Below are 23,348 nucleotides of genomic sequence, written 5' to 3' on the forward strand. Positions count from 1 at the left end.
CGTCAACCACCGCAGCCGGGGCGGCGCACGACCGTGCGCCCCGCCGTCCGGCGGCGGCCTCCATTCCTCCTCTCCCGACCCGTTGAGAGAAGGAACCGATGGTCCGTGAACTGACCCACTTCGTCGCCGGGAAGCGCACACCCGGGACGTCCGGTCGCTTCGGCGACGTGTACGACCCCAACACCGGCCGGGTGCAGGCCCGGGTGCCGCTCGCCGACCGCGCCGAGGTCGAGGCGGTGATCGCCGACGCCGCGCAGGCCCAGCCCGCGTGGGCGGCCTGGAACCCGCAGCGCCGGGCCCGCGTCCTGCTGCGCTTCCTGCAGCTCGTCGAGCAGGAGAAGGAGGAGCTGGCCCGGCTGCTGTCCGCCGAGCACGGCAAGACCGTCGCCGACGCCCACGGCGACCTCCAACGCGGCCTGGAGGTCGTGGAGTTCGCCGCCGGGATCCCGCACCTGCTGAAGGGCGAGTTCAGCGACAACGCCGGCACCGGCATCGACGTCTACTCGATGCGCCAGCCGCTCGGCGTCGTCGCGGGCATCACGCCGTTCAACTTCCCCGCGATGATCCCGCTGTGGAAGGCCGCGCCCGCGCTGGCCTGCGGCAACTCCTTCGTCCTCAAGCCCTCCGAGCGTGACCCGTCGGTGCCGCTGCGGCTGGCCGAGCTGTTCCTGGAGGCCGGGCTGCCGCCGGGCGTGTTCAACGTGGTCAACGGCGGCAAGGAGGCCGTGGACACCCTGCTGGAGGACCCGCGGGTCGAGGCGCTGGGCTTCGTCGGCTCGACCCCGATCGCCCAGTACGTCTACGCGACCGCCGCTGCGCACGGCAAGCGCGCGCAGTGCTTCGGCAGCGCCAAGAACCACATGATCGTGATGCCGGACGCGGACCTCGACCAGGCCGCCGACGCGCTGATCGGCGCCGGCTACGGCTCGGCCGGCGAGCGCTGCATGGCCATCTCCGTCGCCGTCCCGGTCGGCGAGGAGACCGCGGACGCCCTGGTGGCGAAGCTGGTCGAGCGGATCGCCGCGCTCAAGGTCGGCCGCTCGGACGACCCGGCGGCGGACTTCGGCCCGCTGGTGGGCCGCGACGCCCTGGAGCGGGTCCGCGGCTACCTGGACCTCGGGGTCGAGGAGGGCGCCGAACTCGTCGTCGACGGAAGGGACTTCCGCCTGGAGGGGCACGAGGACGGCTACTTCCTCGGCGCCTCGCTGTTCGACCGGGTCACCCCGGAGATGCGGATCCACCGCGAGGAGATCTTCGGCCCGGTGCTCACCGTCGTCCGCGCCGCCGACTACGAGGAGGCGCTGCGCCTGCCCAGCGAGCACGAGTTCGGCAACGGCGTGGCCATCTACACCCGGGACGGCGACACGGCGCGGGACTTCGCCCGCCGGGTGAACACCGGCATGGTCGGCGTCAACGTGCCCATCCCGGTGCCGATCGCCTACCACACCTTCGGCGGCTGGAAGCGCTCCGGCTTCGGCGACCTCAACCAGCACGGCCCGGACTCGATCCGCTTCTACACCCGCACCCGCACCGTCACCTCGCGCTGGCCCTCCGGGGTCAAGGAAGGCGCGAGCTTCACCATGCCGACGATGGGATGAGCGCCGTGCACGATCTCACCGAGGACCAGCGCGCCATCGCGGAGACGACCCGGGCCTTCGCCGACGAGTACCTGGCACCGAACGCCGTCGAGTGGGACCGGACCAAGCACTTCCCCGTGGACGTGCTACGCAAGGCAGCGGACGTCGGTCTGGCCGGCGTCTACGTGCGCGAGGACGCCGGCGGTTCCGAACTCTCCCGCCTGGAGGGGGTGGTGGCCTTCGAGGCGCTGGCGACCGGCTGCCCGTCGATCGCCGCCTACCTGTCCATCCACAACATGGTCGGCTGGATGATCGACCGCTACGGCAGCACCGCGCAGCGCTCCCGCTGGCTGCCCGGCCTCTGCACCGCCGAGCACCTGGGCAGCTACTGCCTGACCGAGCCCGGCGCCGGCTCCGACGCGGCGGCGATCGCCACCCGGGCCGTCCGGGACGGCGACCACTGGGTGCTGGACGGCGTCAAGCAGTTCATCTCCGGGGCAGGCGACTCCCGGATCTACGTGGTGATGGCCCGCACCGGTGGACCGGGAGCCGACGGGGTCTCCGCGTTCGTCGTCGAGCGGGACGACCCCGGCGTCTCGTTCGGGCCGAACGAGCGGAAGATGGGCTGGAACGCCCAGCCCACCCGGCAGGTCGTGCTGGACGGTGTCCGGCTGCCCGCCGACCGTCTGCTCGGCGCCGAGGGCGAGGGCTTCCGGATCGCCATGAGCGGGCTGAACGGCGGCCGGCTCGGCATCGCGGCCTGCTCGCTCGGCGGCGCGCAGGAGGCGCTGGAGCGCGCCACCCGCTACCTGGCGGACCGTGCGGCGTTCGGCGCCCGGCTGCTGCACGCCCAGGCTCTGCAGTTCCGACTGGCCGACATGGCAACGGAGTTGGAGGCGGCCCGGGCGCTGGTGTGGCGGGCGGCCGGCGCGCTGGACCGGGGCGATCCCCGGGCGCCGCAGCTGTGCGCGATGGCCAAGCGCTACGCCACCGACACCGGCTTCGACGTCGCGAACCAGGCCCTCCAGCTGCACGGCGGCTACGGCTACCTGGCCGAGTACGGCATCGAGAAGATCGTCCGCGACCTGCGGGTGCACCAGATCCTGGAAGGAACCAACGAGATCATGCGCGTCATCGTCGCCCGCAGCCTGACCGGAGCCGCGTGATGGCCGGCCACGACCTCGACGAGGTCATCCTCCAGCGCGAGGGCCGGACCGGACTCATCGTCCTCAACCGGCCGGCGGCCCTGAACGCCCTCACCCACACCATGGTGCTGCGCATCGCGGAGGCCCTGGACACCTGGGAGCAGGACGACCGGGTCGAGTCCGTCGTCATCACGGGGGCCGGGGACCGCGCGTTCTGCGCCGGCGGCGACATCGTCGCCATCCACCGTGCCGCCACCGGCGGGGACCCGGGCGCGGTCGAGGAGTTCTGGCGCGACGAGTACCGCCTCAACGCCCGGATCGCCCGCTACTCCAAGCCCTACGTGGCCGTGATGGACGGCATCGTCATGGGTGGCGGCGTCGGCGTCTCCGCCCACGGCAGCGTGCGGATCGTCACGGAGACCACCCGCATCGCCATGCCCGAGGCCGGCATCGGCTTCGTCCCCGACGTGGGCGGCACCTACCTGCTCGCCCTGGCGCCCGGCGAGCTGGGCACCCACCTCGCCCTCACCGCCGGATCGGTGGGAGCGGCGGACGCGCTGCTCTGCGGGCTCGCCGACCACTTCCTGCCCTCCGAGCGGGTGCCGGCGCTGCTCGACGACCTCGCCGGGCTGCCCGTGCACGACGCCCTGGAGCGGCACGTCGAACCCGCGCCGACCGGTGCGCTGGACGGGCAGCGCGCCTGGATCGACGCCTGCTACGCGGCCGGTACCGTCGAGGAGATCCTCGACCGGCTGCGGGACAGCGGTGAACCCGAGGCGAAGAAGGCCGTCGACCGGATCACCGCCAACTCCCCGACGGCGGTGAAGGCGACGCTGGCGGCCCTGCGCCGGGCCCGGGCCCTCGGCCCGCTGGAGGCGGTGCTCGACCAGGAGTACCGCACCTCGTGTGCGGCGCTCGCCACGCCGGACCTCGCCGAGGGCATCAGGGCGCAGGTGATCGACAAGGACCGCTCGCCGCGGTGGAGCCCCGCCACCCTGGGCGCCGTCGAACCCGCCGCCGTGGCCCGCTACTTCGCCCCGCGCGGCGGACGCGAGCTCGGCCTCGCCGCCACCACCACACCCCTGGAGCGCTGGTGACCCACAGCATCGGATTCATCGGACTGGGCAACATGGGCGGCCCGATGGCCGCCAACCTCGTCAAGGCCGGCCACCGGGTGATCGGCTACGACCTCTCGGCCGAGGCCCGGGACCTGGCCGCAGCACAGGGAGTGATGATCGCGGTTTCCGCCGCCGAGGCGGTCGGCGAGGCCGACGTGGTGCTGACCATGCTGCCGACCGGACGCCATGTCCTCGACTCCTACGGCGAGTTGACCGAGGCGGCCACCGGCGCGCTGTTCATCGACTGCTCCACCATCGCCGTCGGGGACGCCCGGGTCGCCGCCGACCTGGCCCGCACGGCCGGGCACCGGGCCGTCGACGCACCGGTCTCCGGTGGTGTGCCCGGTGCCGAGGCCGCGAGCCTCACCTTCATGGTCGGCGCCGACGAGGCCGACTTCGCCGAGGCGGAGCCGCTGCTGGCCGCGATGGGCCGCAGGGTCGTGCACTGCGGTTCCTCCGGTGCCGGGCAGGCCGCGAAGATCTGCAACAACATGATCCTCGGCGTCTCGATGATCGCGGTCAGCGAGGCCTTCGTGCTCGGGGAGAGCCTCGGGCTCAGCCATCAGGCCCTGTTCGAGGTGGCCTCCACCGCCTCCGGACAGTGCTGGGCGCTCACCTCCAACTGTCCCGTGCCCGGCCCGGTCCCGGGCAGCCCCGCCAACCGCGACTACGCCGGCGGATTCGCCGCCGCCCTGATGGCCAAGGACCTCGGACTCGCGGCCGCCGCGGCCGCCGCCTGCGACGTACCGGCCGAACTGGGCGGCAGGGCATCGGAGTTGTACGCCGCGTTCGCCGAAGGGGCGGGCGCCGGGCTGGACTTCTCCGCCATCATCACCACCCTCCGGAAGGACACCGCATGACGTTCGAGACGATCCTGGTCGAGCGCAGGGGCCGGGTGGGGCTGATCACGCTCGACCGCCCGAAGGCGCTCAACGCGCTCAACACCCGGCTGATGACCGAAGTCGTCGCCGCGGCCACGGAGTTCGACCGGGACCGCGAGATCGGCTGTCTGGTGGTCACCGGCTCGGAGAAGGCCTTCGCGGCCGGCGCCGACATCAAGGAGATGCAGTCCCTGGAGTTCGTCGACGCCTACCTCGGCGACTGGTTCGCCGCCTGGGACCGCTTCGCCGCGCTGCGCAAGCCGGTCGTCGCGGCGGTGGCCGGGTACGCGCTGGGCGGCGGCTGCGAGCTGGCGATGATGTGCGACGTCCTGCTGGCCGCGGACACCGCCAAGTTCGGCCAGCCGGAGATCAAGCTCGGTGTGATCCCCGGCATCGGCGGCTCGCAGCGGCTCACCCTGGCCGTCGGCAAGGCCAAGGCGATGGAGCTGTGCCTGACCGGCCGGATGATGGGCGCCGAGGAGGCCGAACGGGCCGGCCTGGTCTCCCGGATCGTCCCCGCCGACCAGCTGCAGACGGAGGCCCTGGCCACCGCCGAGACCATCGCGGCGATGTCCACCCCGGCCGCGGTCATGCTCAAGGAGAGCGTCAACCGCTCGTACGAGACCACCCTCGCCGAGGGCGTCCGCTTCGAGCGCCGGCTCTTCCACGCCACCTTCGCCACGGCGGACCAGAAGGAGGGCATGGCGGCCTTCGCCGAGAAGCGCCCGCCGACGTTCGGCAACCGCTGACGTCCGGCAACCGCTGAGTTCGGCAACCCGCTGACGCCCGGCCCGGTGCGCCGCCCCTCCACGGGGCGGCTCACCGCCGGTCAGCTCCCGGCCCGCCGGAGCAGGTAGGTGTCCATGATCCAGCCCTTGCGCTCGCGGGCCTGCTCGCGCAGCTCGCGGATCCTCGGGGCGGCCTCGGCGAGCGGGCCGGCGACGAGGATCTCGTCGGGGGTGCCGAGGTAGGCGCCGTACCGGATCTCCAGCCCCTCGGGGTCGATCTCCGTGAAGGCGGCCCGGCCGTCCAGCATCACCACCACGTCGTCCACGCCCTCGGGGAAACCCTCGGCCAGACGGCGGCCGGTGGTGATCTGCACCGGGCGGCCGACCCGGGTCAGTGTGGTGCGGTGGCGGGCGGCGAGCGCCGAGACGCTGCTGATGCCCGGGACCACCTCGGAGTCGAACACGACGGTGCCGCGGGCCAGGACGTCGTCCACGACGGCGATGACGCTGTCGTACAGGCTCGGGTCGCCCCAGACCAGGAACGCCCCCGTCTCGTCCTCGCCGAGGTGCTCGGCGAGGAGCCGTTCGACCAGGTCGGCGCGGCGGACGCGCCAGTCGTCGACGGCGGCCGCGTACGCGGGGGTGCTGCGGTCCCGCTCCGCGTCCGGCGCCTCGACCACGCGGTGCCCGGCCCGGCCGTGCTCGGCGAGGATCCGTCGACGCAGCCGGATCAGGTCCTGCCGTTCCTCGCTCTTGTCGAGGATGAAGAAGACGTCCGTGCGGGCGAGCGCCTTGACGGCCTGCAGGGTGAGGTGGTCGGGGTCGCCCGCGCCGATGCCGATGACGAAGATGTGCCGCATGGGAGGCATTCTGCCCTCCGACCGGCCGTTCCCCGACCGGCGGACCGGCGCGCGTCCAGGAATCCACCCGCGTCACCGTGACGTGACGCACGATCCCTTGACCCGATCTTTTCCGTTTCGCCATGATGAGCCGTCACGTTGTGACTCCGCCCACGGGGGAAGTCCGGTTCGAATCCGGCGCTGGCCCGCAACGGTAGGCCGCCGACGCCACGTCGGCGGCGAGCCCGAGTACCCGTCGGCGGAGGTGTGTCGTCCCCTCCTCCCGTCGTGGTCTGCGGGCCGGAGCTCCGAGGGCTGCTCCGGCATACGCCGACGCCCTCCGGGCCCCTGCGTCCAGGCCCGGAAAGGCACCCATGCCCACGCTCCGCCGCACCCTCGGTCTGCTCGCGATACCCGCCCTGGCCCTCGCCACCGCGCTCCCTGCGGCCACCGCCGCCCACGCCGACACCACCTCCTCCCGGACGGTCCGCCCCGACGGTGCGGCGGCCGGCTGGCTGGCCCGCCAGCTCGTCGGCGGTGACCACTTCGAGAGCGTCTTCAACGGCACGGCCTACCCCGACCAGGGGCTGACCATCGACGCCGTGCTGGCCTTCGCCGCCTCGCACAGCTCCGACGAGGCCGCCGCCCGGGCCACCGCCTGGCTGGCGAAGCCCGAGATCATCTCCGGCTACCTCGGCGACGGCACCACCGAGGCGTACGCGGGCGCGACCGCCAAGCTGCTGCTCGCCGCCGAGGTCCGCGACGCGAACTCGGCGAGCTTCGGCGGCGTCGACCTGCCCGCCCGGCTGCGCTCGCTCCAGACCCCCGAGGGCCGCTTCTCCGACCGCTCCCAGTGGGGCGACTACAGTAACGCCTTCGGCCAGTCACTGGCCCTGATCGCCCTGCACCGCACCCCCGGTGACGCCCCGACGGCGGCCGTGGACTACCTCGCGAACAGCCAGTGCGCGGATGGCGGGTTCCCCGTCGCCTTCGGCCAGACCACCTGCACCAGCGACCCGGACGCCACCGCCCTCGCCGTCCAGGCGCTCGCCGCCACCGGCCGCACCGCCAAGGCGAACGCCGGCCTCACCTGGCTCACCACCCACCAGAACGCCGACGGCGGCTTCGCGGCGGCCGGGGCGACCGCCTCCAACGCCAACACCACCGGTCTGGCCACCCAGGCGCTGCTCTCCGGCGGGCGCTTCGGCGCCGGCCTCAAGGGCTGGAGCCGGCTGGTCAAGCTCCAGCAGGGCTGCTCGGCCGACCCGGCGGTGCGCGGCGCCGTCGCCTACGACGCGACCGGCTTCAACGCGGGCAACGGCGCCCGGGCGACTGCGCAGGCCGTCCTCGGCCTGGGCGGTGCGCCGCTGGCCACCCTGTCCGCGGCCGGCGCGCGCCCCGACGCCCCCACCCTGGCCTGCCCGGCCCCGGCCGCCCACTGAACGGCTCTGATACCGCGAGGAGTTCACCGATGACCGACACCCTCACCCTGGCCCGCCCGGCCCGACGTACGCTCGGGTCGATCGCGGCCGCGGCGGCCCTCACCGCCGGCCTGCTCGGCGTCTCCGCCGCCCAGGCCCCGCAGGCCCACGCGGCGGCCTGCAGCGGCACCACCGGCGTCACCGTCGTGGTCGACTTCACGGCCGTCGGCGGCGGCATCGAGACCGGCTGCGCCCCCGGGGACCCGGCCAGCGGCCTGGCCGCGCTGACCGGCGCCGGATTCACGTACGGCTTCCACCCGCGCTTCCCCGGCTTCGTCTGCAGGATCAACAGCCTGCCGACGACCTGCACCAACCCCACCGGCAGCGCCTACTGGTCGTACTGGCACGCCCAGCACGGCGGCCCCTGGTCGTACAGCAACCTCGGCGCGGGCAGCTACAACCCGGCGCCCGGCGACGTCGAGGGCTGGTCCTTCGGCGCCGGCGCCCAGCCCGGCATCACCGCCCCCTGACGTACGACGACACACCGGTGCCCCGGCCCTTCCGCGGAAGGGCCGGGGCACCGCCTACGCGGGGATCACCTTCCGCGAGCCGTCCTCCGGCGGCGGACGAAGTGCTCGGCCAGCACCACGGTGATGACGCCGGCAGCGGTGAACAGCAGTGTGTTGGCCACGATGCCCGACGTGGTCAGCCACCCGGGATCATCGCCGTTCGGCAGTCGTGTCGTGGTGAACAGCTCACCGACGCCCGTCAGCAGCCCCCGGGCGAGGTAGACGCCCGCGAACGCGGCGAGCCCGACGGGCAGGGTGAGGACGATCGACGCGAGGTAGTAGCGCCCGTTCCCCGTCAGCCCGCCAATGGCGGCCAGTACGCCGACCGAGGCCACGTAGCCGCCTGCCACCCACCTGGAAACACCCATCGGTACCACTTCCCCCTGTTCCGTGGTCCGGCGGCGGGATCCGTCGGGCCGTCGTGGTTCTGCCCTGCCGAGGGGAGGATGATCCGTGCTCGACTCCCCTGCGGAGTCGGAGCGGTCAGCTGCCGTAGCGCAGCGAGACGGTGTCGCCGAGGTGGACGGTGGTGGCCCGGGTGGCGGCCACGGCGGTGGCGCCGTCCAGGCTGACCTTCCAGGTGGACGAACCGCTGTTGGCGGTGCCGTTGATCGCCGTGACGGTGCCGCCGCCGGTGGACGGCGTGACGGCGGTGACGCAGCCGGCCGGGGTGGCAGTGCCCGCCGCGTCGAGGACGTCGCCGAGGGTCGCGGTGCCGCCGGTCGGGGTGAGCGTGACGGTGCAGGCCTTGAGCGCCCCGGTGCCGTCGTCGACGACCAGGGCGAGCCTGGCGGCGGTACCGGCCGTGAAGCCGGTGGTGGCGGCCCAGGTCGGCTCGCCGACGGTGACCGGGGCGGGCGGGGTGGCGGTGAACCCGGCCCCGGCCACGGCGCGCAGGCCGTCGACGGAGGCGTAGGGGGACGGGGAGGTGTCGGTGGGCAGGTACTTGAAGCCGCCGCCGGGCTTGAACTGCTGGGCGATGAGGAAGTCGAGCGGGGTCTTGCCGGTGCCGCTGGTGAAGTCGGTGCCCTGGGGGTTGATGCCGCAGGCGTTGAGGCCGGACACGGCCCAGCCGTTGGAGTCGGTGTTCACTCCGAACATGGCGCTGAAGGCCCCGGAGGAGGCCAGCTTGCCCTTGAGGAAGTTCTTGGCCACCACGATCGCCGGGTCGGTGTTGGGGACGCCCGCCGCGCACAGCGAGGCCATGGCGGCGCCGGTCATGTCGATGTCGCTGCCCTGGGTGAGCGCGGTCGGGTCGCCAGCCGCTTTGCTGTAGTTCCAGCCGCCGTCGTTGTGCTGGTTGGCGCGCACCGCGGTGACGGAGGCGTTCAGCAGGGCCTGCGGGGCGCGCTGGGTGCCCGTCTGGGTCTTCGCGCCCGCGAGGGCGAGCAGGCCGAAGACGGTGCCGTTGAAGTTGGCGGACGGACCGTAGTAGCCGGGCTCGGCGGTCTGCCAGTAGGCGACCGCGTCGGCGATCAGGTTGCGGCCGGGGCCGACGCGGGCGGGGTCGATCCCGGCGGCGTAGGAGTTGAGGATGGCGCGCTCGTAGTCGGTGACCACCGGCGAGCCGCCGGGCCAGCCGGCGGCGGCGAGCTGGTTCCGGTACACGAGACGGGCGTTCTTGCTCGGGTCGCCGCCGGGGGTCACGTCCGCGGCGGCGGTGCCGGCGGCCGCCAGCGCGCTGAAGGCCCACTCGTTGGAGAGGCCTCCGCCGGTGACGTAGCTGCCGTCGGCGGCCTGGAGGGACTTCAGGTACGTCACGCCGGTGCTCTTGGAGGTGGCTATCTGCGTGGGGCTGGCCGTCGCGTGGGCGGGAACGGCGGACAGCAGCAGGGCTCCGGCCGTCAGGGCGACGGTGGCCACGGAGGCGGCACGGGCCGGGGCGGTCGGCTTCGGGGTAGTGCGCTTCGGGGCGAGGAGGGGCACGGGACAGGCTCCTTGGGGTGGCGGGCGCCGACCCTGCCCCGGAAGTCCCGGCGTCCGTTCGGGGGCGCGCGACAGCCGGAACGGTCGCCGCCCGGATCGCGTGGGCCGGCATTCGCCGTGGTGCACGGTCGGGCGGGCATTCGGGCTCGGAACGGCGCAGCCGCCGCCCCACACCGCTGCGCGTCAGCCCCGGAGTCGCACCGGGTTCCCCCACTCGGCCACGGCGGACGCTACCGCACGCGCGGACCGACTGACGAGGTGCTGTGACCTACCTGACGACCTGTTGACTCCGAATCGAGCACCGTGGTCTGATGAATCGGTTTTTCGCCCTCGGCATTCAGGGGAAGCCGGTCCAACTCCGGCGCTGACCCGCAACCGTAGACCCACCGCCCGGTGGGTGAGCCGGACTGCCTGGACCGGGGGTCTGTTCACACAGCACTTGCGTCGTCGCGGACTACGACGCAGCTCATGACGGCCCCGTGTCTCCGGGAACAGCCGTCGGCTGCGCCGTGGCCTCCTGCGTCGACCGACCAGGGAGTCGTCGTGAGGGTCAGCAGCAGTCGCACACGTCACAGAAACCGGGACCTCGCGTCCCTGCTGGTCGCCGGCACCGTCGCGGCCGCCGCCTGCGGCACGGTCCTGCTCTGCCGGCCCGGCATCGCCGCCGCCGACCCGATCGAGCAGTGCACCGCGACCACGGGCGCGATCGTCGCCGTGGACTTCACCCACTGGGGCGGTGGAGTCGTCCGGGGCTGCGACGCCCACCCCACGACCGGGATGAACCTGCTGCACAACGCCGGATTCACCACGGCCGGCACCGAGCACGACGGGCCCGCCTTCATCTGCCGGCTCGGCACCGGAACCTTCAACGGCGGCGTCCAGTACCCGACGCCCGCCGAGGAACCCTGCGTCAACACCCCGCAGGCCACCGCCTACTGGTCGTACTGGATCGCCGCACCCGGCCAACAGACCTGGTCCTACAGCCAGTTCGGTGCGGGCACCCAGCAGCCCAAGCCCGGCGAGGTCGAGGCCTGGGTCTACGGCGGCACCGACATCGGCGGCACCAGCGGAGCACCGAGCTTCACCCCCGACTCCGTACGGGCCAAGAACGGCAGCCCCTCACCCTCCACGCCGCCCTCACCCTCCGCGACCCCGACCCCGACCGCCACTCCGACCGGGCCCTCCGCCACCGGTGACCCGGCCGCGGCCGCCGCCTGGCTGGCCGGTCAACTCGTCGGCGGCGACCACATGGAGAACTGGGCCACCGAAGGGCCGGACTACCCCCGCACCGCGCTCACCGCCGTCGCCCTCGCCGCCGCGGGCACCCAGGACCCGGCGCTGCGCAAGGTGGTCGCCTTCCTCGCCGCCCACACCGACGCCTTCCTGTACCCCGACGGCCCCACCGCCCAGCCCGACACCAGGGCCGCCGCGCTGCTGGCCCTCGTCGCCGAGAGCACCGGCCGCGACCCGCGCACCTTCGGCGGACGCGACCTGATCGCCGCGCTTACCGACCACGTCTGCACGGCGTCCGGGGAGAACGGGAAGTGCACCGCCGCCGGGGACTTCCTCGGCGCGGCCTCCCCCTGGGTCCAGTCGCTCGGCGTCATCGCGCTCCAGCGGGCCGGGGTCACGCCGCCCGCCCCGGCGCTCGCCCGGTTCACCGCCCTGCAGTGCGCCGACGGCGGGATGGCCGGATCGATGATCGCCGCTGGTGACCACTGCGAGTCCGACCCGCTCACCACCGCCGTGGCCGCTCTCGCGCTGCGCACGGCCCCCGGATACGAGGCTGCGGCGAAGAAGGCGGCCGACCAACTCGCGGCGAGCCAGCAGCCGGACGGATCGCTCGTCCCGTACGCCGGAGCCCCCGGAGACACCCTCAGCACCGCGAGCGCCGCCCAGGTGTTCCGGGCCACCGGCCAGGGCGCCCGGCGGGCCGCGGCCACGGCGTGGCTCGCCGCCCGGCAGGGCAAGGACGGCGGTTTCGGACCCGACGCCTCCACCACCGACCCCGACGCCGCCGCCACCGAGCAGGCCCTCCTGGCCCTGACCGGCACCGACCTCACCAGCGTCCGGCACAACCCGAACGGCGCCACCACGACGCCGACCCCGCCCGCCGGTCGGAAGCCCGACGCCGCCAAGGGCAGCGCCTACCTCACCGATCCCGCCCGGCTGATCGACGGCCACTACTACGAGGGCTTCCCGGCCTTCGCCGACTTCGGCCTCACCATCGACGGCGCCTACGCCCTCGCCGCCACCGGCACCGACGACGCCGCGCTGCGCAGGATCGTCGACTTCCTGGACCAGCAGGGCAAGGACGCGAGCGACCGCACCGTCAACGACTGGACGGGCATCGGCACCGAGTACGCCGGCGGCGGCTCCGTCGGCAAGGAAGCGCTGCTCGCCGAGATCGTCGGCCGCGACCCGCGCGCCTTCGGCGGCCACGACCTGATCGCCGCCCTCGCCGCCCTGGTGTGCACCAAGGCCGACGCGAACACCGGCTGTGACGCCCCCGGCAACTACACGTACGCCACCTCCGTCTTCTCGCAGGCCCTCGGCATCATGGCCCAGCTCCGCGCCGGGGAGTCGAACGGTGCCGCGCCCGCGATCGCCTACCTGAGGAGCCTCCAGCACGCGGACGGCTCGTGGCCGAGCCTGATCCCCGCCACCGGCGACTCCGACGTCGACAGCACGGCCATGGCCGTCATGGCCCTCGCCCTCGTCCCCGGCGACGACGCCGCCCAGGCCGTCGACAAGGGACTCACCTGGCTCGCCGCCCAGCAACTGCCCGACGGCGGCTTCCCCGGCGCGGCCGGCCACTCGACCAACTCGGCGGCCCTCGCCGTCCAGGGCATGACGCTCCACAAGGCCGCCTACGACGGGCAGATCGCCAAGGCGCTGGACTTCCTCGCCGGGCAGCAGAACGGCGACGGCGGGTTCAACGTCGCCTCCGCCGGACAGCAGGGCTCGGACGTCCGGGCCTCGACCCAGGTGCTGGGCGGCGCCACCGGCATCTCCTTCGGCACGCTGGCCCACAGCCTCGGCGGCACGCCGACGCCGACGCCCACGGGGACGCCGACCGGGACGCCGACCGGGACGCCGACGGGCACTCCGACGGGCACCCCCACGGGGACGCCGACGGGCACTCCGACGGGCACCCCCACCGGGACGCCGACCGGCTCGCCCTCGACGACCGGGCCCGCACCGGCCACCAGCGCCCCCTCGACCGGCGCCGGCCCGACCACTGTGCCGGCCGGCGGCATCGACGGCCCGGCCGGTGGCGGCGGCGCCGCCGGGGGCGACAACGGGCAGGCCGCGGGCGTGTCGGTGCAGAGCGGTTCCGGGGACCTGGCCCGCACCGGCACCGAGGCGCTCACGCTGACGGCGGGCGCCGGCGTGCTGACGGCACTCGGGGCCGCCGCCGTCGTCATCGCCCGTCGCCGCGCCGCCGCCACCCCGGGGCGTCACCGGTGACCGGCCGGCCCGGCACGCGACTCGGCCGGCTGTCCGGGGCGGCGGCACTGACCTTCGCGCTCGCCTGCGGCGGCATCGCCGTGGGCACCGCCCCCGCAGCGGCGGCACCACTGCCGATGGACCAGTGCACCACCACCTCCGGCGTCGTGCTCGCCGTGGACTTCGGCAAGTGGGGCGGCCCGCTGCTGCGGTCCTGCGGCACCACCCCGACCACCGGCTACGCCCTGCTCAACCAGGGCGGTTGGAAGACCACCGGCACCGGCCACGACGGCCCGGCGTTCATCTGCCGGATCGGCTACAGCGGCTTCCAGGGCGGCAAGCAGTTCCCCACCCCGGACCAGGAGAAGTGCGTCCTGACGCCGCCGGCCACGGCCTACTGGTCGTACTGGCACGCCGACCCCGGGCAGAACACGTGGTCGTACAGCCAGCTCGGCGCCATGCTCTACCAGCCGAAGCCCGGCAGCGTCGACCTGTGGATCTTCGGAGGCACCAACATCGAGGGCACCGAGGGGCGTCCCACCTTCTCGCCGGACAGCGTCCGGACGCACAACTCCAGCCCCGGCGGGCAGCCGGCCGACCCGGGCCAGGGCACCGCGGGCGGCTCCGGCGGTTCCACGGGATCCGGCGGTACGAGCGGTACCAGTGGCACCAGTGGTACGGGAGGTGGTGGCTCCGGCACCGGTTCGGGCGGCAGCTCCGGCAGCTCCGGCGGCAGCGGCGCCTCCAGCGGCTCTGGTACGGGCGGGGGCACCGGCCGGGCCCCGGCCCCCGCCAAGCCCCCGGCGGGCGGAGCCCGTCCGCCCGCGCCGACCCCGCCCGCAGGGGCCGGTACGGCCGGCACCCCCGAGGACGGTGTCACCCCGCCGGGCGCGCCCGAGCCGACGGAAGTGCCCGCCACCCCGGTGCCCGTCGAGCCGCCCACCGCAGCACCGACCGACACCCCGAGCGAGCAGCCGACGCCGCCGACGGACGCCGTCGCCGCGCCGACCGCCACCCCGGCGGTGCCCGGCGGAGTGCAGAACGCCCCGCCGATGGCCGACGCGTCGCACGACTCCGGGTCGATGCTCCCCGCCGTGATCGGGTCCGTCCTCGTGGTGGTCCTGGGCGTGGCGACCGTGATCACCGCCCGCCGTCGCCGGCGAGGGGCCGAGTGATCCGGTGACCATGTCCGACAAGCGCTCCGCCGGTTCCCCGCCCGCCGGTGCCCCGTCCGCCGCCCCCGGGCGCGGCGCGGGGGGCCGGCGCGTCCCGCGGAACCTCCACCCACTGGCCTGGTGGACCTGGGCGATCGCCCTGGCGACGGCGGCCAGCCGCACCACCAACCCGCTGCTCCTCCTGCTCGTCCTCGCCGTGCTCGGCTACGTGGTCACCGCCCGCCGCAGCGAGGCCCCGTGGGCGCGCGGGTTCACCTACTACCTGTGGGTCGCGCTCACCGTGGTGGCGATCCGGGTGGTCTTCCGGTGCGTCTTCGCCACCGGCATCACCCCGAGCGACCACCTGCTCTTCTCGCTGCCGCACATCCCGACCCCCGCCTGGTACGCGGGCATCCGGATCGGCGGCCCGGTCTCGCTGGAGGCGACGCTCTCCGCGGCCTTCGACGGGCTGCGCCTGGCCTGCCTGATCTGCTGCATCGGCGCCGCCAACACCCTGGCCAACCCCAAGCGGGCGCTGCGCGTGCTGCCCGGCGCGCTGTACGAGCTGGGCGTCGCCGTCACGGTGGCGCTGAGCGTCGCGCCCCAGCTGGTGCAGAGCGTCCAACGCGTCGCCCGGGCCCGGCGGTTGCGCGCAGGCGGGCGCAAGGGCATCCGCGCGCTGCGCGGCATCGTGGTACCGGTCCTGGAGGACGCGCTGGAACGCTCGCTCGCCCTGGCCGCCGCGATGGACTCGCGCGGTTACGGACGCGCCGGCACCGCCTCGCGCCGCTCCCGCCGGACCACCGGCGCGCTGATGCTGCTCGGCATGTGCGGCCTGTGCGCCGGGGTGTACGGGCTGCTGGACGGCACGGCCCCCGCCGCGCTCGGCCTGCCCGCCTTCGTGGTGGGCGCCGTCCTGTGCGTCGCGGGCCTGCTGCTCGGTGGGCGCCGCGTGCGACGCACCACCTACCGGCCGGACCGCTGGCGGGCCGCCGAATGGGGTGTGGCCGGCTGCGGCGTGACCGCCGCCGTCCTGCTGTTCGCCACCGTCGGCTACGACGCCACCGACCTCAACCCCTCGCTGTACCCGCTGACCTGGCCGACCCTGCCGCTCGTCCCTGTGCTCGCCCTGCTGCTGGCGGGCGCCGCCGGGGTCGTCTCGCCGCCGCCCGGCCGGACACCCGAGCCCGCCGGTGACCCCCGCAGTACCGGCGACCCCCGCGGTACCGGCGGCCCCCGCAGCACCCGCACCGCCCGCACGACCTCAGAGGTGAGCACGTGATCCGATTCGACCAGGTCAGCGTGGTGTACGACGGCGAGACCACGCCCGTCCTGCGCGACGTGGACCTGCACATCCCGGAGGGCGAACTCTGCCTCGTGGTCGGCCGCACCGGCACCGGAAAGTCCACCCTGCTGGGCGCCGTCAACGGCCTCGTGCCGCACTTCACCGGCGGCACCCTGCGCGGCCGCGTCACCGTGGACGGCCGCGACACCGCGCACCACCCGCCACGCGAACTCGCGGACGTGGTCGGCGTCGTGGGGCAGGACCCACTGGCCGGTTTCACCACCGACACGGTGGAGGAGGAACTGGCCTACGTCATGGAGCAGTTGGCGATCCCGCCGGAGGTCATGCGCAAGCGCGTCGAGGAGACCCTGGACCTGCTCGGCCTGGCCGACCTGCGCCACCGCGCCCTGTACGAGCTCTCCGGCGGCCAGCAGCAGCGCGTCGCCATCGGCTCCGTCCTCACCGCGCACCCGCGCGTCCTGGTCTTGGACGAGCCCACCTCCGCGCTCGACCCGACCGCCGCCGAGGAGGTGCTGGCCGCGATCACCCGGCTGGTGCACGACCTCGGCGTGACCGTCCTGCTGGCCGAGCACCGCCTGGAACGGGTCGTCCAGTACGCCGACCGGGTCGCCTACCTGCCCGGGGACGGCACCGTCGTGCACGGCCCGCCCGCGGAGGTCTTCCGGACCACCGCGATCGCCCCGCCCGTCGTCGACCTCGGCCGACTGGCCGGCTGGCGGCCGCTGCCGCTGTCCGTCCGGGACGCCCGCCGCGCCGCGGCCCCGCTGCGGCAGCGGCTCAGCGACGTGCCCGTTCCCCCGCCGCGCCGGGCAGCGGTGGCGGGGGAGCCGGTGCTGGACGCCCGGGGGGTGGTCGTCCGCTACGGGCCGGTGGCCGCCGTCCGGGACGTCGACCTGTCGCTGGGCGCCGGCGAGGTGACCGCCCTGATGGGGCGCAACGGCTCCGGCAAGTCCTCGCTGCTGTGGGCGCTGCAGGGCTCCGGCCCGCGCCAGGGCGGCAGCGTGAAGGTCACCGGCGCCGGGGAAGGGAAGACCGAGGACCCCAAGCGCCTCCCGGCCGCCCGGGCCCGCCAGCTGGTCGGTCTCGTCCCGCAGACTCCCACCGACCTGCTGTACCTGGAGACGGTCGCGCAGGAACTCGGCCAGAGCGACGTCGAAGCCGACCGGGTCGGCGGCCCGACCGCACGGCAGATCCTGGACCGCCTGGCCCCCGGGATCCCGGATGACACCCACCCCCGGGACCTCTCCGAGGGCCAGAAGCTGGCCCTCGTCCTGGCGATCCAACTCGCCGCCGCACCACGGGTCGTGCTGCTGGACGAGCCCACCCGCGGGCTCGACTACCAGGCGAAGGAGGCGCTCACCGGCATCGTGGACGCCCTCGCCGTCGAGGGGCGCACCGTCGTGGTCTCCACCCACGACGTCGAGTTCGTCGCCTCCGCTGCCGACCGGGTCGTGGTGATGGCCGAGGGGGAGGTCGTCGCGGACGGCCCGACCGCGGAGGTCATCGTCGCCTCACCGACCTTCGCCCCCCAGACCGCCAAGATCCTGGCGCCGCTGGCCTATCTGACGGCCCACCAGGTCGCCGAGGCCCTCGAACCGGCGGAGGCGGCCCGATGACCGCCCTGCGGATCCCCGGCCGGGCCCGGGTCGTCATCGCGCTGGCGGCGTTCATCGGCCTGGTCGCCTTCACCTGGCCGTTCGCCGTCGCCCCGGGGAAGTTCGGCTCCTCCTACGCGCCACCGCTGATCTTCGGCGCCCTGCTGGTCCTGGTGCTCGCCGTCGTCATCGCGGAGATCTCGTCCGGCGGCATCGACGCCAAGGCCCTCGCCATGCTCGGCGTCCTGTCGGCCGTGAACGCCGGACTGCGCCCGCTCGGCGCCGGCACCGCCGGGGTGGAGACGGTGTTCTTCATCCTCGTCCTGGCCGGCCGGGTCTTCGGCCCCGGCTTCGGCTTCACCCTCGGCTGCACCTCCCTGTTCGCCTCCGCCCTGCTCACCGGCGGCGTCGGCCCCTGGATGCCCTACCAGATGTTCGGCTGCGCCTTCGTCGGCATGCTCGCCGGCCTGCTGCCCGGTACCCGGCGGCGCCGTGTGGAGGTGCCGATGCTGGCCGTGTACGGCGCCTTCTCCGGCTACCTGTTCGGCTTCCTGCTCAACCTGTCCTTCTGGCCGTTCTCCACCGACCCGAACAGCTCGATCGCCTACCTGCCGGGCCTCCCGTTCACCGAACAGTGGCACCGCTACCTCCTGTTCGACCTCGCCACCTCGCTCGGCTGGGACACCGGCCGCGCCGTCACCACCTTCACCGCCGTCCTCGTCGTCGGGCCGGCCGTCCTCACCGTCTTCCGCCGCGCCGCCCGCCGCGCCAACTTCGAGCCCACCGTGCGCTTCGAGGCTCCGCGCGGTGCGGACGCCGCGGTGGGAACGCAGGCCGTCGCCCGGCCCGTCGGGGCGGAGAACTCCTGAACCGGAAGGCCACCATCGTGCCCAAACCCGCGAAACCCCGGACGATCACGCTGAACGGGGTCGACGTCGTCGTCCTGACCCCGGAACAGCACGCCGGCCTGGCATCCGCACGCCGCCAGCTGGGCGGGGCTCAGGCGCAGGTCGCCCGGATGAAGCTCGACCTCCACCGGAAGAGCCAACTGCTGGGCGAGGCCGAACGGATACTGGCGAGCATCCCCGCCGACGGGATCGGGCACCTGGACTGTCAGCTGGATCCAGGACGCACCCTGCCCCAACTGATCGCGGACATCCGCGCCGCCCTGCCGCGCACGCCCGACGCCCAGGCGCGTCCCTGACCGTCGCTGGGTGTACGGAACCGGGTGAGGCCCCGGGCCGGCGGCCGTGCGCCGCGGCCATGGCCGGTGCCCCGGGGTGCACCCGTGCGCCTCCGCGGGCGGCGCCGGGTCTCACCATGCGGACACGTTGCGTGAATTCCGCGTGGGTTCGGGTTCCTTGCCCCTAAGCTGGCCGGGCAGCTGGTTCGCCCTGTCCGCCAGGCGGGGCGTCGTAAGAGGGAACCCGGTGACGCCGTTTGATCGGCCAGTCCGGGACTGCCCCGCAGCGGTGAGTGGGAACGACCGCCGTCATACGCACTGGGCCCGGGACGGGTCTGGGAAGCGACGGCCAGTAGGAGTCCGCCCTCGACAGGGTGGGCGTGCCCGCGAGTCCGAAGACCTGCCACTGCCCGCCCGCGGAGGATCCGCGCGCGGCAATCCGGTGACCTCGTGGGCGGGTCGGCGACCATACCAGGCAGATCAGGCCCGTACGTCGGTGCGGCCGCTGCCCGGTCCGTCATCCCTTCGCGCCCCTGCGGTCTCCGGATCCCTGAGGAGACAGACTCGCGAAGGAGAGTCCCTTGACCACGAAGTCCGCAGCCGCGGCAACCCTCGCCACCGCGTACGGCTACCCCCGCCAGGGGCGGGGCCGGGAGCTGAAGAAGGCGATCGAGGGCTACTGGAAGGGCGCGGTCACCGCCGAGACGCTGCTGGCGACGGCCGCCGACCTGCGCCGCGGGAACTGGCAGCAGCTCGCCGATTCCGGCATCGGGGAAGTCCCGACCGGTGACTTCTCGCTCTACGACCACGTGCTGGACACCACCGTCGCGGTCGGCGCGATCCCCGTCCGCCACCGGGCCGCGGTCGAGGCCGACCCGCTGGACGGCTACTTCGCCATGGCGCGCGGCACCCAGGACGTCGCGCCACTGGAGATGACCAAGTGGTTCGACACCAACTACCACTACCTGGTCCCGGAGTTGGGCCCCGACACGGCCTTCGCGGCGAACCCGGCCAAGTCGGTGGGCGAGCTGACCGAGGCCCTCACGCTCGGTCACACCGCCCGGCCGGTGCTGGTCGGGCCGGTCACCTACCTGCTGCTCGCCAAGCCCGCGCCCGGTGTCGCCGAGGACTTCCAGCCGCTGACCCTGCTGGACCGGCTGCTGCCGGTCTACGCCGAGCTGCTCGCGGCCCTGAAGGCCGCCGGCGCCGAATGGGTCCAGCTGGACGAGCCCGCCCTCGTCCAGGACCGCACCCCCGCCGAGCTCAACGCCGCCGCCCGCGCCTACCGCGACCTCGGCGCCCTCACCGACCGGCCCAAGCTCCTGGTCGCAAGCTACTTCGACCGCCTCGGCGACGCCCTGCCCGTCCTGGCGAAGGCCCCGGTCGAGGGCCTGGCACTGGACTTCACCGGACCGGCCGCGGCCAACCTCGCCGACCTCGCCGCCGTCGGCGGGCTGCCCGGCAAGCGACTGGTCGCCGGGGTGATCGACGGACGCAACATCTGGATCAACGACCTGGAGAAGTCGCTCGCCACCCTGGCGACCCTGCTCGGCCTCACCGACCGGGTCGACGTCGCGCCCTCCTGCTCACTGCTGCACGTGCCGATCGACGCCACGCTCGAACGCGACATCGACCCGCAGATCGCCCGCTGGCTCGCGTTCGCCAAACAGAAGACCGCCGAGGCCGCGCTGCTCGCCCGCGGCCTGCGCGAGGGCACCGGCGCGATCACCGCCGAACTCGCCGCCAACCGCGCCGACCTCGCCTCCCGCGCCACCTCACCGATCACCCGCGCCCCCGCCGTCCGCACCCGCGCCGCCGCCGTCACCGCGGACGACGCCCGCCGCGCCCAGCCCTACCCCGTACGGGCCCAGGCCCAGCGCGCCCGGCTCAGGCTGCCGCTGCTGCCGACCACCACCATCGGCTCCTTCCCGCAGACCACCGAACTGCGCGTCGCCCGGGCCGACCTGACGGCGGGCCGGGTCGACGCGGCCGCCTACCGGGAGCGGATGGAGGCCGAGGTCCGCGACGTCATCGCCTACCAGGAGAAGGCCGGACTGGACGTCCTGGTGCACGGCGAGCCCGAGCGCAACGACATGGTCCAGTACTTCGCCGAACAGCTCACCGGCTACCTGGCCACCCGGCACGGCTGGGTCCAGTCGTACGGCACCCGCTACGTCCGCCCGCCGGTCCTCGCCGGGGACATCTCCCGCCCGCACCCGATGACGGTGGACTGGTTCGGCTACGCGCAGGGCCTGACGGACCGCCCGGTCAAGGGCATGCTGACCGGCCCGGTCACCATGCTGGCCTGGTCCTTCGTCCGCGACGACCAGCCGCTCGCCGACACCGCCCGCCAGGTCGCCCTCGCCCTGCGCGACGAGGTCACCGACCTGGAGGCCGCCGGCGCCGCCGTCGTCCAGGTCGACGAGCCGGCCCTGCGCGAGACCCTCCCGCTGCGCGCCGCCGACCGCCCGGCCTACCTGGACTGGGCCACCGAGGCGTTCCGGCTGGCCACGTCGGGCGTCCGCGCGGACACCCAGGTCCACACCCACATGTGCTACGCCGAGTTCGGCGCGATCATGAAGGCGATCGACGACCTCGACGCGGACGTCATCTCCCTGGAGGCGACCCGCTCGCACATGGAGGTCGCCGGGGAGCTGGCCGAGGCCGGATACCCGCGCGAGGTCGGCCCGGGCGTCTGGGACATCCACTCCCCGCGCGTCCCGAGCACCGAGGAAGCGGTCTCGCTGCTCCGGGCCGGCCTCGCCGCCATCCCGGCCGAACGCCTCTGGGTCAACCCGGACTGCGGCCTGAAGACCCGCGGCTGGCCGGAGACCCGTGCCTCCCTGGACAGCCTGGTCGCCGCCGCCCGCCGCCTGCGTGAGGAACTCGCCGACTGACCGTCCCCCCGAAGGGAGCCGTCGGCCGAGCGGCCGGCGGCTCGCGGCCCCGGCGGACCTTCCGTCGGGGCCGCCCGGTGCGCACTCCCGTGCGCCCGGGGGCCGGTCAGCGGGCGCCGGTGACGCTGCCGTCCTCGGCTGCGGCTCGCGGCCTGTGGGCGACGAAGGTCAACCGTCCCCCCACCCCGATGGTCAGGTTCTCGAAGCCCAGCGTCTGCAACCGCGTCAGGAAGGACGACGGCTCCACCGGGTTGTACGTGTCGCCCTCGTGGAAGTGGTGCAGCCCGTCGCCGGCCAGGCTGTCCGAGCCCACCAGCACCCCGCCCGGGCGCAGCACGCGCAGGACCTCGGCGAGCAGCCTGTCCTGCAGGGCCCGGGTGGGGACGTGGTGCAGCATCGTGAAGCAGGCCACCGAGTCGAAGGCGGCGTCGGCGAAGGGCAACGCGGTGGCGTCGCCGTGCCGGACCTCGACGTTGGTGCCGGCGAAGCGGGCCGCCAGCGCCTCGGCGGCGGGCTGTTCGTACTCGACGGCGACGAGCCGCTCGACGCGGTGCCGCAGCCAGTCGGTGGCGGCGCCCGGACCGGGGCCGATCTCCAGCATCACCGTGCCCAACTCGGCTCCGGCCGTCACCGTGGGCAACACCGTGGTCTGCAACGTCCGGGCCCATTCGGGGCTGGTGCACACTCGTGCGTGGTTGAGGTTCATGTCCAAGAGGCTAGGAAGGGCGCGGGTGGGCCACCAGCGCGTACGCTTCCAGATCATGTCGTCAAACGGACAACCCCGTCCCGGTCCGCCGGGCACCGTGGCCGAGGCGGCCGGCGCGATCGTGGTGCGCTCCTACGACCTCGCGCCGGGCAGTCGGTTCGGCACCCACTGGCACGACACCCACCAGGTGGTCTGGGCCCGCAACGGCGTGCTGACCGTGTCGACCGAGGACGGTGAGTGGATCCTGCCGCCGACCCGGGCACTGTGGATCCCGGCCGGCACCGCGCACCAGACCGCCGCGCTGGCCGGCACCGCCATGCGCAGCCTGAACATCACCCGGGGCCCCGGGCTGCCCGGCTGGTCGGTGCCGCAGCCGGTGGCGGTGGACCAGCTGGTCGCCGGCCTGATCGACCACCTGGCCCGGCCCGCTCTCGACCCGCCGCGCCGGCTCCGGGCCCAGGCCGTCCTGATCGACAACCTGGCCCCGGTCCCCGCCCGTTCGATCGAGGTGCTGATGCCCGTCGATCCCAGGGCCCTCGACGTCGCCCGCGCCCTGGTCGCCGACCCGGCGGACCCACGGACCCTCGCCCAGTGGGGGCACCACGTCGGCGCCGGCGCACGGACCCTGGCCCGTGCCTTCGCCGCCGACACCGGCATCACCTTCGCCCGCTGGCGCACCGCCGTCCGGCTGCGCGCGGCCCTCGGCCACCTCGCCCACGGGGAGCCCGTCAGCAGGGTCGCCGGCCGGGTGGGCTACGCGACGCCCAGCGCCTTCGTGGCCGCCTTCGTCCGGGAGACCGGCCTCACCCCCGGCAGCTACTTCCGCGGCGGCCCGGCGGCGGACTGAGGGACC

General features: G+C 74.3%; 19 protein-coding genes and 4 riboswitches. Of the genes, 15 read left to right on the top strand and 4 right to left on the bottom strand.

Going from position 1 to position 23,348, the window contains the following annotated elements; all coding sequences use genetic code 11:
- Window positions 1-98: 98 nt before the first annotated feature.
- Genes ACIGG8_RS08510 through ACIGG8_RS08530 form a run of 5 tightly spaced genes read left to right on the top strand, consistent with a single transcriptional unit; the run spans window position 99 to window position 5,470 of the window.
- Window positions 99-1,598: a CoA-acylating methylmalonate-semialdehyde dehydrogenase gene (locus ACIGG8_RS08510; RefSeq protein WP_396546459.1), complete on the top strand. Its 1,500-nt coding sequence runs from the start codon at window positions 99-101 to the stop codon at window positions 1,596-1,598.
- Entirely contained in the window at window positions 1,595-2,743 is a 1,149-nt protein-coding gene (locus ACIGG8_RS08515) for an acyl-CoA dehydrogenase family protein (protein ID WP_396546460.1), read from the top strand. Before ACIGG8_RS08510 ends, ACIGG8_RS08515 begins: the two co-directional genes overlap by 4 nt.
- Complete coding sequence (locus tag ACIGG8_RS08520; protein ID WP_396546461.1) at window positions 2,743-3,819, top strand: enoyl-CoA hydratase/isomerase family protein; 1,077 nt, start codon at window positions 2,743-2,745, stop codon at window positions 3,817-3,819. Before ACIGG8_RS08515 ends, ACIGG8_RS08520 begins: the two co-directional genes overlap by 1 nt.
- On the top strand, window positions 3,816-4,700 hold the full coding sequence (gene mmsB / locus ACIGG8_RS08525) for a 3-hydroxyisobutyrate dehydrogenase (protein WP_396546462.1): 885 nt from the start codon (window positions 3,816-3,818) through the stop codon (window positions 4,698-4,700). The genes ACIGG8_RS08520 and mmsB overlap by 4 nt, the downstream gene beginning before the upstream one ends.
- Entirely contained in the window at window positions 4,697-5,470 is a 774-nt protein-coding gene (locus tag ACIGG8_RS08530) for an enoyl-CoA hydratase (protein WP_396546463.1), read from the top strand. The genes mmsB and ACIGG8_RS08530 overlap by 4 nt, the downstream gene beginning before the upstream one ends.
- Window positions 5,471-5,550: 80 nt before the next feature.
- Here the strand turns inward: ACIGG8_RS08530 and cobF are convergent, their stop codons facing one another.
- Entirely contained in the window at window positions 5,551-6,309 is a 759-nt protein-coding gene (cobF, locus tag ACIGG8_RS08535) for a precorrin-6A synthase (deacetylating) (RefSeq protein ID WP_396546464.1), read from the bottom strand.
- Between the two features lie 114 nt (window positions 6,310-6,423).
- Window positions 6,424-6,564, top strand: a riboswitch (cobalamin riboswitch).
- Window positions 6,565-6,662: 98 nt separating this feature from the next.
- Here cobF and ACIGG8_RS08540 point away from each other — a divergent pair.
- Together ACIGG8_RS08540 and ACIGG8_RS08545 are read left to right on the top strand one after the other, a co-directional pair.
- Window positions 6,663-7,730, top strand: a complete 1,068-nt coding sequence (locus ACIGG8_RS08540) for a prenyltransferase/squalene oxidase repeat-containing protein (RefSeq protein WP_396546465.1) — start codon at window positions 6,663-6,665, stop codon at window positions 7,728-7,730.
- Between the two features lie 29 nt (window positions 7,731-7,759).
- Window positions 7,760-8,239, top strand: a complete 480-nt coding sequence (locus ACIGG8_RS08545; RefSeq protein WP_396546466.1) for a flagellar hook-length control protein FliK — start codon at window positions 7,760-7,762, stop codon at window positions 8,237-8,239.
- 65 nt (window positions 8,240-8,304) lie between these two features.
- Here ACIGG8_RS08545 and ACIGG8_RS08550 read toward each other — a convergent pair whose 3' ends face one another.
- On the bottom strand, window positions 8,305-8,646 hold the full coding sequence (locus ACIGG8_RS08550) for a hypothetical protein (RefSeq protein ID WP_396546467.1): 342 nt from the start codon (window positions 8,644-8,646) through the stop codon (window positions 8,305-8,307).
- A gap of 115 nt (window positions 8,647-8,761) precedes the next feature.
- Window positions 8,762-10,141, bottom strand: coding sequence for a hypothetical protein (locus ACIGG8_RS08555; RefSeq protein ID WP_396546497.1), 1,380 nt, complete (start codon window positions 10,139-10,141; stop codon window positions 8,762-8,764).
- Between the two features lie 197 nt (window positions 10,142-10,338).
- Window positions 10,339-10,415: riboswitch (cobalamin riboswitch) on the bottom strand.
- Window positions 10,416-10,506: 91 nt separating this feature from the next.
- A riboswitch (cobalamin riboswitch) is annotated at window positions 10,507-10,638 on the top strand.
- Window positions 10,639-10,747: 109 nt separating this feature from the next.
- On the opposite strand from ACIGG8_RS08555, the gene ACIGG8_RS08560 reads away from it, so the two are divergent.
- From ACIGG8_RS08560 to metE, 7 genes are all read left to right on the top strand, one after another.
- Window positions 10,748-13,675, top strand: coding sequence for a prenyltransferase/squalene oxidase repeat-containing protein (locus ACIGG8_RS08560; RefSeq protein ID WP_396546468.1), 2,928 nt, complete (start codon window positions 10,748-10,750; stop codon window positions 13,673-13,675).
- On the top strand, window positions 13,672-14,829 hold the full coding sequence (locus ACIGG8_RS08565) for a hypothetical protein (protein ID WP_396546469.1): 1,158 nt from the start codon (window positions 13,672-13,674) through the stop codon (window positions 14,827-14,829). The genes ACIGG8_RS08560 and ACIGG8_RS08565 overlap by 4 nt, the downstream gene beginning before the upstream one ends.
- 10 nt (window positions 14,830-14,839) lie before the next feature.
- Entirely contained in the window at window positions 14,840-16,090 is a 1,251-nt protein-coding gene (locus tag ACIGG8_RS08570) for a CbiQ family ECF transporter T component (RefSeq protein ID WP_396546470.1), read from the top strand.
- A complete protein-coding gene (locus ACIGG8_RS08575; protein ID WP_396546471.1) occupies window positions 16,087-17,730 on the top strand; it encodes an ABC transporter ATP-binding protein in 1,644 nt (547 codons plus the stop codon). Before ACIGG8_RS08570 ends, ACIGG8_RS08575 begins: the two co-directional genes overlap by 4 nt.
- Window positions 17,727-18,578 carry an ECF transporter S component gene (locus ACIGG8_RS08580; RefSeq protein ID WP_396546472.1) on the top strand — a complete coding sequence of 284 codons (852 nt, stop codon included), beginning with the start codon at window positions 17,727-17,729 and terminating at the stop codon, window positions 18,576-18,578. Before ACIGG8_RS08575 ends, ACIGG8_RS08580 begins: the two co-directional genes overlap by 4 nt.
- Before the next feature lie 17 nt (window positions 18,579-18,595).
- Window positions 18,596-18,913 carry a hypothetical protein gene (locus tag ACIGG8_RS08585; RefSeq protein WP_396546473.1) on the top strand — a complete coding sequence of 106 codons (318 nt, stop codon included), beginning with the start codon at window positions 18,596-18,598 and terminating at the stop codon, window positions 18,911-18,913.
- Window positions 18,914-19,094: 181 nt separating this feature from the next.
- Window positions 19,095-19,298, top strand: a riboswitch (cobalamin riboswitch).
- Between the two features lie 175 nt (window positions 19,299-19,473).
- Window positions 19,474-21,789, top strand: a complete 2,316-nt coding sequence (gene metE / locus ACIGG8_RS08590; protein WP_396546474.1) for a 5-methyltetrahydropteroyltriglutamate--homocysteine S-methyltransferase — start codon at window positions 19,474-19,476, stop codon at window positions 21,787-21,789.
- Between the two features lie 106 nt (window positions 21,790-21,895).
- Here metE and ACIGG8_RS08595 read toward each other — a convergent pair whose 3' ends face one another.
- Complete coding sequence (locus ACIGG8_RS08595) at window positions 21,896-22,495, bottom strand: class I SAM-dependent methyltransferase (RefSeq protein ID WP_350522663.1); 600 nt, start codon at window positions 22,493-22,495, stop codon at window positions 21,896-21,898.
- A gap of 55 nt (window positions 22,496-22,550) precedes the next feature.
- Here ACIGG8_RS08595 and ACIGG8_RS08600 point away from each other — a divergent pair, with 55 nt between their 5' ends.
- Complete coding sequence (locus ACIGG8_RS08600) at window positions 22,551-23,342, top strand: AraC family transcriptional regulator (RefSeq protein ID WP_396546475.1); 792 nt, start codon at window positions 22,551-22,553, stop codon at window positions 23,340-23,342.
- Window positions 23,343-23,348: the final 6 nt, after the last annotated feature.

The organism is Kitasatospora sp. NPDC085464 (genome assembly GCF_044541955.1).
Taxonomy (GTDB): domain Bacteria; phylum Actinomycetota; class Actinomycetes; order Streptomycetales; family Streptomycetaceae; genus Kitasatospora.